The sequence below is a fragment of the Streptomyces sp. NPDC031121 genome, from assembly GCF_055570615.1.
In genome coordinates this window covers 177,635-189,538 of sequence record NZ_JBVIGV010000012.1, presented here as the reverse complement: position 1 = coordinate 189,538, position 11,904 = coordinate 177,635, and the positions used below count along the sequence as shown (strand labels likewise).

12 protein-coding genes and 2 pseudogenes are annotated in these 11,904 nt (G+C 70.1%); 2 read left to right on the top strand and 12 right to left on the bottom strand.

Features of this window, described 5'->3' with window-relative positions; translation table 11 throughout:
• Positions 1–6: 6 nt before the first annotated feature.
• The 4 genes from ACZ462_RS23490 to ACZ462_RS23475 all read right to left on the bottom strand — a co-directional run bounded on the left by ACZ462_RS23490 (position 7) and on the right by ACZ462_RS23475 (position 4,572).
• Positions 7–1,038: a TerC family protein gene (locus ACZ462_RS23490; RefSeq protein ID WP_467804783.1), complete on the bottom strand. Its 1,032-nt coding sequence runs from the start codon at positions 1,036–1,038 to the stop codon at positions 7–9.
• 45 nt (positions 1,039–1,083) lie between these two features.
• Entirely contained in the window at positions 1,084–1,368 is a 285-nt protein-coding gene (locus tag ACZ462_RS23485) for a DUF6343 family protein (RefSeq protein WP_467994449.1), read from the bottom strand.
• A gap of 196 nt (positions 1,369–1,564) precedes the next feature.
• The gene (locus ACZ462_RS23480; RefSeq protein ID WP_467804622.1) at positions 1,565–3,193 is read right to left on the bottom strand and encodes a LuxR C-terminal-related transcriptional regulator; all 1,629 of its coding nucleotides are present in this window, start codon (positions 3,191–3,193) and stop codon (positions 1,565–1,567) included.
• Between the two features lie 275 nt (positions 3,194–3,468).
• Positions 3,469–4,572, bottom strand: a complete 1,104-nt coding sequence (locus ACZ462_RS23475; RefSeq protein WP_467804623.1) for a flavin-containing monooxygenase — start codon at positions 4,570–4,572, stop codon at positions 3,469–3,471.
• 443 nt (positions 4,573–5,015) lie between these two features.
• Here ACZ462_RS23475 and ACZ462_RS23470 point away from each other — a divergent pair.
• A pseudogene (locus ACZ462_RS23470) lies at positions 5,016–5,126 on the top strand (TIGR03842 family LLM class F420-dependent oxidoreductase); the annotation flags it as partial.
• Positions 5,127–5,148: 22 nt separating this feature from the next.
• Here the strand turns inward: ACZ462_RS23470 and ACZ462_RS23465 are convergent.
• A pseudogene (locus tag ACZ462_RS23465) lies at positions 5,149–5,688 on the bottom strand (integrase core domain-containing protein); the annotation flags it as partial.
• Between the two features lie 99 nt (positions 5,689–5,787).
• On the bottom strand, positions 5,788–6,186 hold the full coding sequence (locus ACZ462_RS23460; protein ID WP_467804784.1) for a VOC family protein: 399 nt from the start codon (positions 6,184–6,186) through the stop codon (positions 5,788–5,790).
• Positions 6,187–6,278: 92 nt separating this feature from the next.
• Here ACZ462_RS23460 and ACZ462_RS23455 point away from each other — a divergent pair, with 92 nt between their 5' ends.
• Entirely contained in the window at positions 6,279–7,268 is a 990-nt protein-coding gene (locus ACZ462_RS23455; protein ID WP_467804624.1) for a helix-turn-helix transcriptional regulator, read from the top strand.
• 105 nt (positions 7,269–7,373) lie between these two features.
• On the opposite strand, the gene ehuA is transcribed toward ACZ462_RS23455, so the two are convergent.
• The 6 genes from ehuA to ACZ462_RS23425 all read right to left on the bottom strand — a co-directional run bounded on the left by ehuA (position 7,374) and on the right by ACZ462_RS23425 (position 11,886).
• Positions 7,374–8,135 carry an ectoine/hydroxyectoine ABC transporter ATP-binding protein EhuA gene (gene ehuA, locus ACZ462_RS23450; RefSeq protein ID WP_467804625.1) on the bottom strand — a complete coding sequence of 254 codons (762 nt, stop codon included), beginning with the start codon at positions 8,133–8,135 and terminating at the stop codon, positions 7,374–7,376.
• A gap of 22 nt (positions 8,136–8,157) precedes the next feature.
• Positions 8,158–8,793, bottom strand: coding sequence for an ectoine/hydroxyectoine ABC transporter permease subunit EhuD (ehuD, locus tag ACZ462_RS23445; RefSeq protein ID WP_467804626.1), 636 nt, complete (start codon positions 8,791–8,793; stop codon positions 8,158–8,160).
• Positions 8,793–9,476, bottom strand: a complete 684-nt coding sequence (gene ehuC, locus ACZ462_RS23440) for an ectoine/hydroxyectoine ABC transporter permease subunit EhuC (RefSeq protein ID WP_467804627.1) — start codon at positions 9,474–9,476, stop codon at positions 8,793–8,795. Before ehuC ends, ehuD begins: the two co-directional genes overlap by 1 nt.
• A gap of 14 nt (positions 9,477–9,490) precedes the next feature.
• Positions 9,491–10,408 (bottom strand): ectoine/hydroxyectoine ABC transporter substrate-binding protein EhuB, encoded by a 918-nt coding sequence (gene ehuB / locus ACZ462_RS23435; protein ID WP_467804628.1) that lies wholly within the window; start codon positions 10,406–10,408, stop codon positions 9,491–9,493.
• A 100-nt stretch (positions 10,409–10,508) separates the two neighbouring features.
• Positions 10,509–11,411 (bottom strand): ectoine hydroxylase, encoded by a 903-nt coding sequence (thpD, locus tag ACZ462_RS23430; RefSeq protein WP_467804629.1) that lies wholly within the window; start codon positions 11,409–11,411, stop codon positions 10,509–10,511.
• Positions 11,412–11,481: 70 nt separating this feature from the next.
• Positions 11,482–11,886, bottom strand: coding sequence for an ectoine synthase (locus tag ACZ462_RS23425; protein ID WP_114054918.1), 405 nt, complete (start codon positions 11,884–11,886; stop codon positions 11,482–11,484).
• Positions 11,887–11,904 lie beyond the last annotated feature (18 nt).

Sequence of the window (11,904 nt, the reverse complement as noted above, 5' to 3'; positions counted from 1 at the left end):
GGCGGTTCAGCTGTCGTCCGGTGGGCGGTCCGGCTTCTTCCGGTCGTGTGACAGGCCGGGCGGGCCGGAACGATCGTTTCCCTTGGATTCTGAGCCGCGGGCATCATCCGGGGCACTGCGGAGCATGCTGAGGACGATCGACGAGGCGAGGACGACGATGATGACGGCGAGGCTCACATGGACGGGGACCTCGGGAATGCCGGGTGAAATCAGCTCATGGGACGCCTGGAGAACGAGCTTGATGCCGATGAAGGACAGGATGACCGCCAGCCCGGTGTCGAGGTAGCGGAAGCGGCCCAGGAAGTCCGCCAGCAGGAAGTACAGGGCTCGCAGGCCCAGGATGGCGAATGCGTTGCTGGTGTAGACGATGAAGATGTCGTCGCTGACGGCGAGGACGGCCGGGACGCTGTCCACGGCGAAGACGAGATCGGCCGCCTCGATCGCCGTGATCACGACCAGCAGCGGGGTCGCCCAGCGCCGGCCGTGCTCACGCACGAAGAACTTCGTGCCGGCGTATTCGTCGCGGACCGGCACGATCTTCTTGAGGACGCGTACGGCGAAGCTCCGGCCCGGGTCGAAGGATTTCTTCTCCTGGAGCAGCTTGTAGGTGCTGTAGAAGAGGAGCGCGGCGAAGACGAAGAGCACCGCCGTGAAACGGCTGACGACGGCGATGCCCGCGGAGAGGAACACACCTCGGAAGACCAGGGCGCCGACGACGCCGAGGAACAGCACGCGGTGCTGATAGGCGGGGGGGACCTTGAAATAGCCGAAGATCATGGCGAAGACGAAGAGGTTGTCGACCGCCAGGCCCTTCTCAAGCAACCACGCTGTCGTGTACTCGGTCCCCGCCGTCCGGCCCAGCACGAGGAAGACCAGTCCGCCGAAGGCCAGAGCCAGGCCGATCCACAGCCCGCTCCACGTCGCGGCCTCCCTGAACCCGATGACGTGCTCACCGCGGTGGGCCAACAGGTCGACGGAGAGCGACACCACCACCGTGACCGCGAACGCCGACCAGAGCCAGAACGGGACATCCACTATGCGGCCTCACCCTCGGACGACCGGCGCACAGGAGCGGCGCCCGATTCACCGTTCGCGATGCGGAGGAACTTCCCTGCTCCGCCTGCGGAGGAGGAACACCAGATTCGTCCCGGCGATCAGGCACAGGGCACCGCAGGCCACCGCCAGCGCCGTCAGTTCCCCCGCACCGGGGCTGCTGTCAGGTGAGGCGGTGCTCGCCCACACACCGAGGGCCGCGGACGACAGGCCGAAGAGAACCAGAGCCGAAAAGGCGAGGACGATTCGGAACCCCAGGGCGCTCTGGGCGGTCACCGGCTCGGTACCGGTCCGGGGGAACCGGCGCCCCAGCATGCCGGACCGGGAGCGGGGTACGGAACGGCGGGATCGGCTCATCACGGACTCCTGACACTGACATGCGGAAGCTCGGCCTGCCGGCCCACGTCCGGGGCGGTGCCGTATGCCGGCGCCGCATACCAGACGCTTGCCCGACCCGACGGCCGTCTAACGGCAGGACGCCTTCACAACCGTGGCTCAGAACGAAGGCGGCTCAGACCAGGTGATGCTCGTAGGCGAACGCCGCGGCCGCGGTTCGGGAGCCGACATCGAGCTTGGCGAAGATGTTGGACAGGTGCCGGGCCACGGTTTTCTCCGAGAGCACCAGGGCCTCGGCGATCTCCGGGTTGCTCTTGCCTGCCGCCACCAGCCGGAGGACCTCGACCTCCCGGGGGCTCAGCCCACCGGGAGCCTTCTCCTCGCCCAACAGCGCCGCGACCTCCTGCTCCGCCGGCTTCGCACCCATCTCCGCAAACGCCCTCCGGGCCGCGCTCAGGTCGCCCACGGCCGACTCCTCGTCACCCAGCAGCCGAAGCGCACGCCCGACGAGCACCCGGGAGCGGGCCACCTCGTACACCGCGGACAGCAGCGCCCAGATTTCGGCCGCCTGCCGCGCGCAGACGAGCCCGCGGTCCGCCTCGGCCCGGGCCAGGGCGACGGTCGCGGCGGCATACTGCCCCGATGCCTGCAGCGCCGAACATCCGAACGAGCCCCCGATCTGCCCCAGCTCCTCGGCAAGGGGTGCAGCCGTATCCACCTCGCCGGTGGCCACCAACACCTCAACCGCCGCCGGGAGCATCTGCGACCTGTGGACGGGATCGTGTACCTCGGCCACCATGCGGTGGATCGCGGCCGACGCCGCATCCCGTCGGCCGTGCTCCAGCCACAGCAGTGCCCGGCCGGGCTGGGCCGAGTGGCCGAACTCGGCAGCCTCCGAGAAGGCGGCCTCCGCAGCCTCGTGGTCGCCGCGAAGCCGAAGGGTCTCCCCTCGCTCGTAGTGGGCCTGCCCGACCGCCAGGTCCCCGCCGGCCGCGGCGTACCGCCCGACCGCGCGCTCGAGTTCCCTGACGGCGTCGCGGTAGGCGCCGTGCAGTCGCATCAGCTGGCCGCGGTGGACCGCACACTGACCGGTGAACGCGACCAGGCCGGGCTGGCCGTCGCACCAGGTGGTCAGCGCGTGAGTCCACTCGCCCATCCGGCCGAAGTCGGAGATCTGCTGGCAGGCTTCGACCGACGAGCAGTAGATCACCCCGGAGAAGATGGGCGAGACCTCCCCGGCCAGGACCGAGACCATCGCCTCGTCGAGGAGGCTCAGCCCGTCGGCGACCTGGCCCGCGAAGATCTTCATCCGACCCTCCATGTGGAGGCCCATGGCTGTCAGATCGGGGTCGTCGAACCGCCGGCCGCACTCGGTGACCTTTGGCACGGCGACGAAGGCCTCGGCGAACTCTCCCTTGAAGATGTGCCCCATGATGGCCCGCTCGAGCAGATAGCCACGCTCCACCACATCCCCGCCATGGGCGTCGAGCAGCCGCTCGGCCCGGGCCAGCCAGCCACTGCCGATGGCGACCTCGCCGCCCTGCCACAGGACTACGGTCAGCCAGTACGCCGCGCGCACCGCGCCGAGGGTGTCGTCCCTGTCACGGTAGGCCTGGAACGCCCGTTGCAGTGCCTGGACGCAGTCGTTGCGGTGGCCCAGGAGGTGCGCGGTCACCGCCAGCGCCATGAAGTCGTCGGCCTGAAGCTCGGCCTCGTCCAAGTCGGAGAGAGCGCGGTACGCCGCTACCCATTCCTTGCGCTCGTACTCCTCGCGGGCTCGGCGTAGATCGTCGACCAGGCTCATCGCGCACCACCTCGATTCGAGGCTAGTGGTCGACGCTCATGATCCGCAGCATTTCCTTGCCTGGGTGATCAGGCACGGGTGTGAGGAATCCGCGCACGGCGACAAACGCGAGCGCGACCGCGGCGAGCGCCCCCAGCAGAAGCACCGGTGCGGCTGCGACGACGAGGGCGCGGGCTGTCTACGCCGGACCCGACGCGGTGGCGGCGCCGGTCACCACCGAGGGGTTCCCGAATCTCGTCGACATCGCAGACCTCCATGCTCGTCATGGTTGCGTCTCAAGCCGCGACCGCGGTTTGCCGAGCCCGGGTGTGGGCGGCGATGTTGTCGGCGACGTACGCAGCGTCCCGGCCGACGCCATTGATCTCGCCCGACGCGAACGCGTACTGGAACGCCAGGCCGCAGAAGTAGAGGCCAGGCACGGACTCGACCACGCCGCGGTACTCCACGGGCCATCCGTCCTCGATCGGCAGCGGGAGGTCGACCCAGTCGTAGACCTGCCGGAACCCCGTGGCCCAGACGATGCTCGCGACGTCGAAGGTGCGGCCGTCCTCGAGGCGCGGTAGCCCGTCGACCACGCCCACGACGTGCTCGGTGATCCATTCCACGTCGCGCACGTCCAGATGGTGGCGCTTGATCCGCAGCTGCGGGGCGCCGTGGTGGCGAAGTACCTGCATCACCTTGCGTCCCATCGGCGTGCGCCGGGTGAGCACGTGGTTGAAGGCGAACTCGATGAACGGGAATGCCGCGCGGAACCGCCGCGAGCCCCATTCGAGAGGGATGTTCCCGCGGTCGGGTCCGACCAGCGTGGTGGGACGGGTAGCCGCCAGGTCGTAGGCGATGTCCAACCCACTGTGCGAGGCACCGACGACCAGCGCCGGCCCGTCGCGCAGCTGGGAGGGCCGGTGGTACTCGCTGGAGTGGAGCTGCTGGATCCGGGGGGTGATGTCGGCGGCGAAGGCCGGGGTCTGCGGCGTACGGCCGAAGGTGCCGGTCGCCAGTACGACGTTGTCGCAGGTGACCTTGTCGGTTCCGAGGACCGCGGTGAAACCTCCGCCATCGAGGGCCGTGAGCCGATCGACCCGGGTCTGCATCCGCACCGGCAGGCCGTAGGTGAGGGCGTACAGCTCGAGGTACTCGGCGAACTCGTCCTTGGTCGCAAACTCCCACGGGTCGCCGGGGAACGGCATCCCGTCCAAGCCATTGGCCCGGGAGGGCGTGAACAGCCTGAGGCTGTCGTAGTGGCAGCGCCAGTTGTCACCGACCCGCTCTCGCTCGTCGACGATCAGGAACTCCCGGCCGAGCTGCTGAAGGTGGTAGCCGACCGACAAGCCGGCCTGCCCGGCGCCGATGATCAGGGTCTCGATGTGTTGGGTGGTCATGGCTCGTACTCCTTGGTTCCAGGAACTCACGAGTGATCCCGGCGACCAGGTCAGCGTGACGGCGCCCCGACGCGTGTCCGCCATTGGCCGGGTGAAAGTCCGGGTCGGGGATCGGCATCGCGCCGCGCCGGCCGGAGCCGGGGCTCTCATGACGCCTACGCTAGAAACCCGACGGCCCGGTGCGCGTCGGCCGCGATACCCATTCCCTCCTCGACCCGATGGGTGAATCGACGCACGACCCGCCACCGGTCACGGACGCAGGACCGGTCCGACGGCGGTGCGGACGCCGTCCGCAACTCCGGGGCGCACGAAGCTGGAGGTCGGCGGTCCGGTCGGCGCATGCAGGCCGATATTCCGGGTAGCGCCACTGCACCCCGTGACGCACCACGCCGCTGCGGCCGCGAGCACCAGGCGGCGCTGTGGCGGGGCCTGCGCACGAACGCGCCCTGCGCGACCTCGGAGTCGACCAGTTCGCCGTCCACGACATGCACGACGCACGGGAGGCCGTCATCGATGCGTACGGGCAGCATGTGATTCCGGCTGTCAACGGCTAGCTGTGGCGTCTCGGGACCTTGGTTACGCGAAGTCCTCGAAGGTGAGCTGCTGCGGGATGTCCGCGAGTGGTTCGGGCGGCTGGTCGAAGACGATCCGGTAGTCGCTCCCGGCGGTCCGGCTGATGGGCGGTCGGCCGCCGAGCGCGGCGTGCGGCCGCTCATGGTTGTAGTAGTTCACGAACTCCGCGAGTGCGACGCGGCGTTCACGCTCGGTTGTGTAGTCGCGGACGTACGCCCACTCGCGGGAGAGCGTCCCGTTATACCTCTCCACCTTCCCGTTCGTGCGCGGCGTGTACGGCCTGGTCCGCTTGTGCTTCGTACCGGTCGCGGCGAGCGCGTCAGCCCAGGTCGTAGACCGGTAGCACGCGCCGTTGTCGGTGAGGCAGCGGCGGATCGGCGTGATGCCGTGGGCGGCGAAGAAGGCAACGGCCCGGTGCCGGAAGGCGACCGCGGTGGCGGCCTTCTCGTCCTCCAGGGCCTCGGTGTAGGCGAGCCGGGAGTGGTCGTCGAGCGCCGAATGCAGGTACGTGTATCCGACCTTGCCGGTGCCGGGACCGGTGCGTTCCGATGTCCCCTGCTGGTGGCGTTCCTGGACTCGGCGGCCGCTTTCACCGGGAGCCCTGGGATCTCAGGGCTCCCGCGTGAGCGGCTGTGTGTGGCGTCAGCGTGCGAACTTTTCGATGGCCGCTGGGGTGACGGGGGTGAAGAAGTTGACGAGGTTGCCGTCGGGGTCACGGAACAGCAGCGACCGGTTACCCCAGGGCATCGTGGTGGGCTTGTTGACGAAGTCGGTCACGAAGCCGGTCAGGTTCTGGTGAACGCGGTCCACGTCGTCGACGAGGAACTCGGTGATCACGCTGTGGTTGTCCGCAGGGCGGGCAGAGCCCGGGGCGAACAGCGGGACGGTGCGGGTGCTGGCGATCGCGAGGGTGGCGCCCGCGGTCTTGAGTTCGGCGAAGTCCTCGGTGGCCCACACCGCCCGCGCCCCTGTGGCTCGCTCGTAGAACTCGACGAGGCGCGCTACGTCGCTAGTGATGATGCGGATCGAGACGAAGTCCATGGGGATCTCCTTGGCTGTGCTGGAAGCATGCACGTGCAGGCTAGGAGAAATAGTGGACAGAATCGGTCCTGTATTCGCGTTAGGCTGCGAACATGCCTCGACCCACCGGCCGCGTGCTGACACTCCTGGAACTGCTGCAGTCGGGCGGCACCCGGACGGTGGCCGAACTCGCCGACCGGCTCGGCGTCGAAGGGCGCACCGTGCGGCGGTATGTGGACCAACTGATCGACCTGGACGTACCCGTGGAATCGGTGCGCGGCCGCTACGGCGGGTACCGGCTCGCCCCCGGGTACCGCTTGCCACCGCTCATGCTCAGCGACGACGAGGCGCTGGCCGTGCTGCTCGGCCTGGTCGCCGGCCGCCGAGCAGGGTTGACGACGACGGAGCACACGGCAAGCGAGACGGCATCGGCGAAGATCCGGCGGGTGCTGCCCAAGCGCATCGCCCGTCGGCTCGACACACTCCTGGAAGCTCTCGCCTTCACGGATCAGCCCGATGATCCCGACACCCCGGACGCCGAGGTCCTGCTCACCATCGCCGATGCGGTGCGCCACCGCCGACCGGTCTCGATCCGCTACACCGACCGCGACGGACGGCGCAGCGAACGCACGCTGCACACATACGGGATCGTCGCCCATGCGGGCCGGTGGTACGTCACGGGCAAGGACGCCCAGATCGGCGAGGACCGAACCTTCCGGCTCGATCGCATCGCAGACGCACGAACCCTGCCCGGCTCATTCGAAGCGCCCGTGGGTCCCGATCCGGCACATCGCCTGTTGTCAGCCTTCGCCACGGCCGAGTACCGGCACGAGGTGACCTTGCGGATCCACGGGACGGTTGAGCAGATCCGCGTCCGCCTTCCCGCCAGCGTCGCGAACCTGGAGGAGTACGCGCCCGTGGCAGGCGAGGACCGGGCGACCGAGCGCTGGCTGCGCGTCGAGCTGCGGGCGGAGCGGCTCGATTGGTTGCCTCCGGTACTCGCCTCACTCGACCGGCCGTTTGTCATCGAGCGTCCGGAGGAACTGCGCGACCTCGTCATCGCGCTCGCCGACCGCCTCGCGTCCTACGCCCGCCAAGCCTGACCGCGAGTAACCAATGTCATGAGATGGCACAGCTAGCGTCGCCGAATCCCCTCCGGGCACATGGGGGGGCTCACGACGACCGCTCGGACGGCGGGACAGGGGCGGTCACAGCACAGCGCGCAGGAAGGAGCGGGTGCGCTCGTGCTCCGGGGCTTCGAAGACCCGGTCCGGCGGACCGGATTCCAGGACGCGGCCGTGGTCGAACATCAGGATCCGGTCTGACACCTCGCGGGCGAAGCCCATCTCGTGCGTCACGCACAGCAGGGTGATGTCCGTGGTCAGAGCGACGTCGCGCAGGACGTCCAGTACGCCCGCCGCCAGCTCCGGGTCGAGGGCCGACGTGACCTCGTCGAGCAGCAGCACCTCGGGGCGCATCGCCAGTGCCCGGGCGATGGCCACCCGCTGCTGCTCGCCCCCGGAGAGCCGGGCCGGACGGGCCTCCCGGCGGACTGTCAGGCCGACGAGGTCGAGCAGTTCCAGGGCCCGGGCCTCCGCCTCGTCCCGGTCCACGCCGAGCACGTGCACCGGGGCCTCCACGACGTTCTCCAGTACGTTCATGTGGGGGAAGAGGTTGAACTGCTGGAACACCATGCCGACGCGCCGCCGGGCGGTGCGCAGGTAGCGCTCGTCGGACGGGACGAGTCCGCCCGCCGGCCCTTGGGGCATGTGGGAGTAAGGGCGTCCGGCGAGGTGGATGACGCCCCCCGTGACCCGCTCCAGGGTCATCAGCAGCCGCAGGATGGTGGTCTTGCCCGAGCCGCTCGGCCCGATCAGCGTCACCCGTTCGCCGGGGGCGACCGACAGGTCGAGGCCGTCCAGGACCGTCCGTGCGCCGAAGCGCTTGACCACTCCCTCGAAGCGGATCATCTCGGGACCGTGCGTCCTCGGGTCAGTAGGCAAGTCGCTTCTCCAGACGTCGCATCAGCAGGGCGGTGGGGCAGCTCGCCAGCAGGAAGACCACCGCAGCCGTGGTGTAGGCCTCCAGGTAGGCGAAGTGGGTGCTGCCGTACTCGTTCGCGCGGTGGACCATCTCCGGAACGGCGATCACCGCCAGGTAGGGCGTTTCCTTGAACATCGAGATGACGTAGTTGCCGAGGGACGGCAGCACGTTGCGTACCGCCTGCGGCATCACCACCGCCCTCCACACGCGCCTTCGCGGCAGGGACAGGGCGACGCACGCCTCCCACTGCCCGCGGGGCACGGAGTCGATTCCGGCCCGGTAGACCTGGGCCGTGTACGCCGCGTAGTGGACGCCCAGTACGGCGGTCCCCAGGGTGAGGGCGTCGCCGCCGGGGACGAGCACCCAGACGGCGAACAGCTGCACCAGCAGCGGGGTGGAGCGGATGAACCCGGTCGCCGCGGCGACGGGCAGCGTGATCCATCGGGTGCGTGCGCGCAGCAGGAGCGCGACCGCCAGGCCGAGGAGCAGCGCGAGCACCGAGCCGAGTGCGGTCGCCGCGAGGGTGAGCCCGAACCCCTGGAGCACCGCGGGCAGGCCGTCCCGTGCCGTGTCCCACGACCACATCAGGCCTCACCGCCTTCGGGCCGCCGCCCCAGTCGGGCTGCCGCCGCCGACTCCAGGAGGTTCATGCCGGAGGACAGGAGTGCCGCGAGGGCGAAGTACATCAGCAGCAGGGTCAGGTACGCGGTGGCGGTGTCCCCGGTCGCGGAGCGGAGCTGGTCCAGCTGGAAGGTGAGGTCGGAAACGGTGATCAGCGACAGCAGCGGGGTCGCCTTCAGCAACTGGATGAGGAGGTTCCCGAAGGGCGGGATCATCAGCACCGCCGCCTGGGGCAGGACCACCCGCCGCAGCCGCAGCCAACGCCCCATCCCGAGGGCGACCGCGGCCTCCGACTGGGTGGGCGGCACCGCGCTCACCGCTCCGCGGACGACCTCCGCGCCGTACGCGCCGAAGTTCAGGCCGAGGGCGAGCACTCCGCAGGCCAGCGGCTCCAGGCGGAAGCCGAGGACCGGCAGGGCGAAGAACAGCCAGAACAGCTGGACGTAGAGCGAGGTCCCGCGCAGGAACTCCACGGCCAGGCGGGCCGGAGCGCGCACCGAGCGCCTCGGCGAGCCGGCGGGCAGACCGAGCGCGAACGCCACCGCCAGGGCAGCGGCGGCCCCCAGCACGGTGGCGAGGACGGTGGTCCACAGTCCGTCCGCGACCCGGGGCGCCGCTCGGACGAACTCGTCGAAGAACTCGTTCATACGAGGCCCGTCCGTCACGCCCGGCAGAGGTCGGCCGTACGCAGGGACGCCGGAGGCACCTCGCGCTCGGTGAAGCCGTACCTGCCGAGCAGCCGCACGTACCGCGCCGGATCGCCGGTGATGCCGGCGAGTTCCCGGTTGAAGGCGTCCCTCAGCGCACCGGCACCCGGGCGGAAGACCGCCCCGCCCGGGCTGTACCGGGGCTTCCCGTCCAGCTCGGGCACGAACGGCTCCAGCACCTCCACCGGGGCCGCCTGGTTGACCTTGGCGAGCCAGCGCAGCGAGATGCCGGTCAGGGCGAAGGCGTCGATCCGTCCGGCGACCAGGGCGTCGAGGCCGTCCTGCTGCTTGGCGAGCGCCTTCACCGCCGAGGGGGAGACGCCTGCGGCCTTCGCGTACGCGGCTTCCACGGCCGCGGTGAGCACACCCACCGCCACGCCCCGCTCCGCGCAGGACTTCAGGTCGGACAGCCCGTGCGAGTTGCCCTTGCGCACCATCAGCGCGGTGGGGGAGACGAACTCCGGCTCGGAGAAGATCACCTTGGCGCACCGCTCGGGGGTGATGGCCATGCCCGCGCTGACCACGTCGAACCGTCCGGCGAGGAGCCCGGGAATCAGTGCGCCGAAGTCCGTCAGGGCGGGCCGCAGCTCGGGCACGCCCAGCGCGGTGAAGATCTCCCGGTGCAGGGTGGGGGCCTCCCCGGCGAGCGTGCCGCCGTCCTGGAAGCCGAAGGGGGCCTCCCCGGCGAACCCGACCCGGACGAAGCCCTGTTCGCGCAGTCCGTCCAGCAGGGCGGCGTCCCCCTCGGGGGCTCCGGTGCCCGGTTCGGTCCTGCTGCACGCGGTGGTCAGGGGCGGAAGCAGCGCGGCACCGGTGAGCAGCGCCGCACGGGAGAGCAGTCGTCTGCGGCTGGGGTGGGCGGGCCGGGGCATCAGGGGTTCCTTTCTCCGAAGGGGGCGGTCGCCCGGTGCGGGCCGCGGCGGACGGGCCGACGGCCCGGGACCGGGAGTGCGTCCTGGGGCGTGGCCCGGTTCAGCCGACGGGTGTGAAGTCCCGCGACGCGATGTACGAGGGGCGTCGTACGGGGGCGGCGAAGGGCTGGACGGGGCGGTTCTCCACGCTGTTGAACACGAGGAAGACGTTGCTGCGCGGGTACGGGGTGATGTTGTCGCCGGAGCCGTGCATCGCGTTGCAGTCGAACCAGGTGGCGGAGCCGGCCTCACCGGTGAACAGCCGGATGCCGCAGGCCGAGGCGAACGTGGAGAGCGCCTCGTCGGAGGGGGTGCCGGCCACCTGCATCTGGAGTGACCGCTTGTAGTTGTCCTCGGGGGTCTCGCCGGCGCAGCCCAGGAAGGTCCGGTGCGATCCGGGCATGATCATGAGCCCGCCGTTGGTGGCGTAGTTCGGCGTCAGCGCGATGGACACCGAGACGGTGCGCATGTTCGGCAGCCCGTCCTCGGCGTGCCAGGTCTCGAAGTCGGAGTGCCAGTAGAAGCCGCTGGCGCCGAATCCGGGCTTGAGGTTGATGCGGGACTGGTGCACGTACACGTCGGACCCGAGGATCTGCCGCGCCCGGTCCGCGACCCGCGGGTCGGCCGCCAGGCCGGCGAAGACCTCACTGATCCGGTGGACCTCGAACACGGAGCGCACGCAGCCGGACTTGGGCTCGACGATGGACCGGTCGTCGGCGCGCACGGCGGGGTCGGACAGCAGGCGCTCCATCTCGGTCCGGTAGGTGTCCACCTCGGCGGGGGTGATGAGCTGCTCGACGGAGAGGAAGCCGTCGCGGTCGAACTGTTCGAGCTCCCGGGCCCAGAACGGGCCCGGGGTTCCGGGCTCGGACCACACGACGGGGTCCTTGCGCCCGATGAAGGCCTCCTCGGCCCCCCGGGTGGGGTAGAGGTCGGTGGTGGCGCGGGCGGAAGCAGTGCTCATGGTGGTGCTGTCCTCGTTCCTTTCGGCGGAGGCCGGTCGGCCGGCGGTCGGGTCGGGCAGGTCGGGCACGTCAGGCCGGGTCCGGTTCGGTGAGCAGTGGGTAGACCCCGTTGTCGTCGTGGTCCTCGCGCCCGGTGACGGGCGGGTTGAAGACGCACAGGCAGCGGAACTCCCGCTTCACGCGCAGGGTGTGGCGCTCGTGGCCGTCGAGCAGGTACATGGTTCCCGGCGTGATGGCGTGGGTCTCGCCCGTCTCCTCGTCGGTGAGTTCTGCCTCGCCGTCCAGGCACACCACGGCCTCGACGTGGTTCGCGTACCACATGGAGGTCTCGGTGCCGGCGTAGAGCACGGTCTCGTGGAGGGAGAAGCCGACGCGTTCCCTGGCCAGGATGATGCGTTTGCTCTCCCAGGTCCCGGAGGCGGACTTCACATGGCGGTCGGTGCCCTCGATGTCCCGGAACGATCGAACGATCACGGTGCAGGTGCCTTTCGT

What these genes read in the sequence shown, in the direction of transcription:
- ehuD (WP_467804626.1), bottom strand. Translation starts at nt 8,793, where the DNA reads ATGTGGTCGTGGGACACGGCACGGGACGGCCTGCCCGCGGTGCTCCAG.
- ehuB (WP_467804628.1), bottom strand. Translation starts at nt 10,408, where the DNA reads ATGCCCCGGCCCGCCCACCCCAGCCGCAGACGACTGCTCTCCCGTGCG.
- ACZ462_RS23455 (WP_467804624.1), top strand. Translation starts at nt 6,279, where the DNA reads ATGCCTCGACCCACCGGCCGCGTGCTGACACTCCTGGAACTGCTGCAG.
- ACZ462_RS23475 (WP_467804623.1), bottom strand. Translation starts at nt 4,572, where the DNA reads ATGACCACCCAACACATCGAGACCCTGATCATCGGCGCCGGGCAGGCC.
- ACZ462_RS23460 (WP_467804784.1), bottom strand. Translation starts at nt 6,186, where the DNA reads ATGGACTTCGTCTCGATCCGCATCATCACTAGCGACGTAGCGCGCCTC.
- ACZ462_RS23480 (WP_467804622.1), bottom strand. Translation starts at nt 3,193, where the DNA reads ATGAGCCTGGTCGACGATCTACGCCGAGCCCGCGAGGAGTACGAGCGC.
- thpD (WP_467804629.1), bottom strand. Translation starts at nt 11,411, where the DNA reads ATGAGCACTGCTTCCGCCCGCGCCACCACCGACCTCTACCCCACCCGG.
- ehuC (WP_467804627.1), bottom strand. Translation starts at nt 9,476, where the DNA reads ATGAACGAGTTCTTCGACGAGTTCGTCCGAGCGGCGCCCCGGGTCGCG.
- ehuA (WP_467804625.1), bottom strand. Translation starts at nt 8,135, where the DNA reads ATGATCCGCTTCGAGGGAGTGGTCAAGCGCTTCGGCGCACGGACGGTC.
- ACZ462_RS23485 (WP_467994449.1), bottom strand. Translation starts at nt 1,368, where the DNA reads ATGCTGGGGCGCCGGTTCCCCCGGACCGGTACCGAGCCGGTGACCGCC.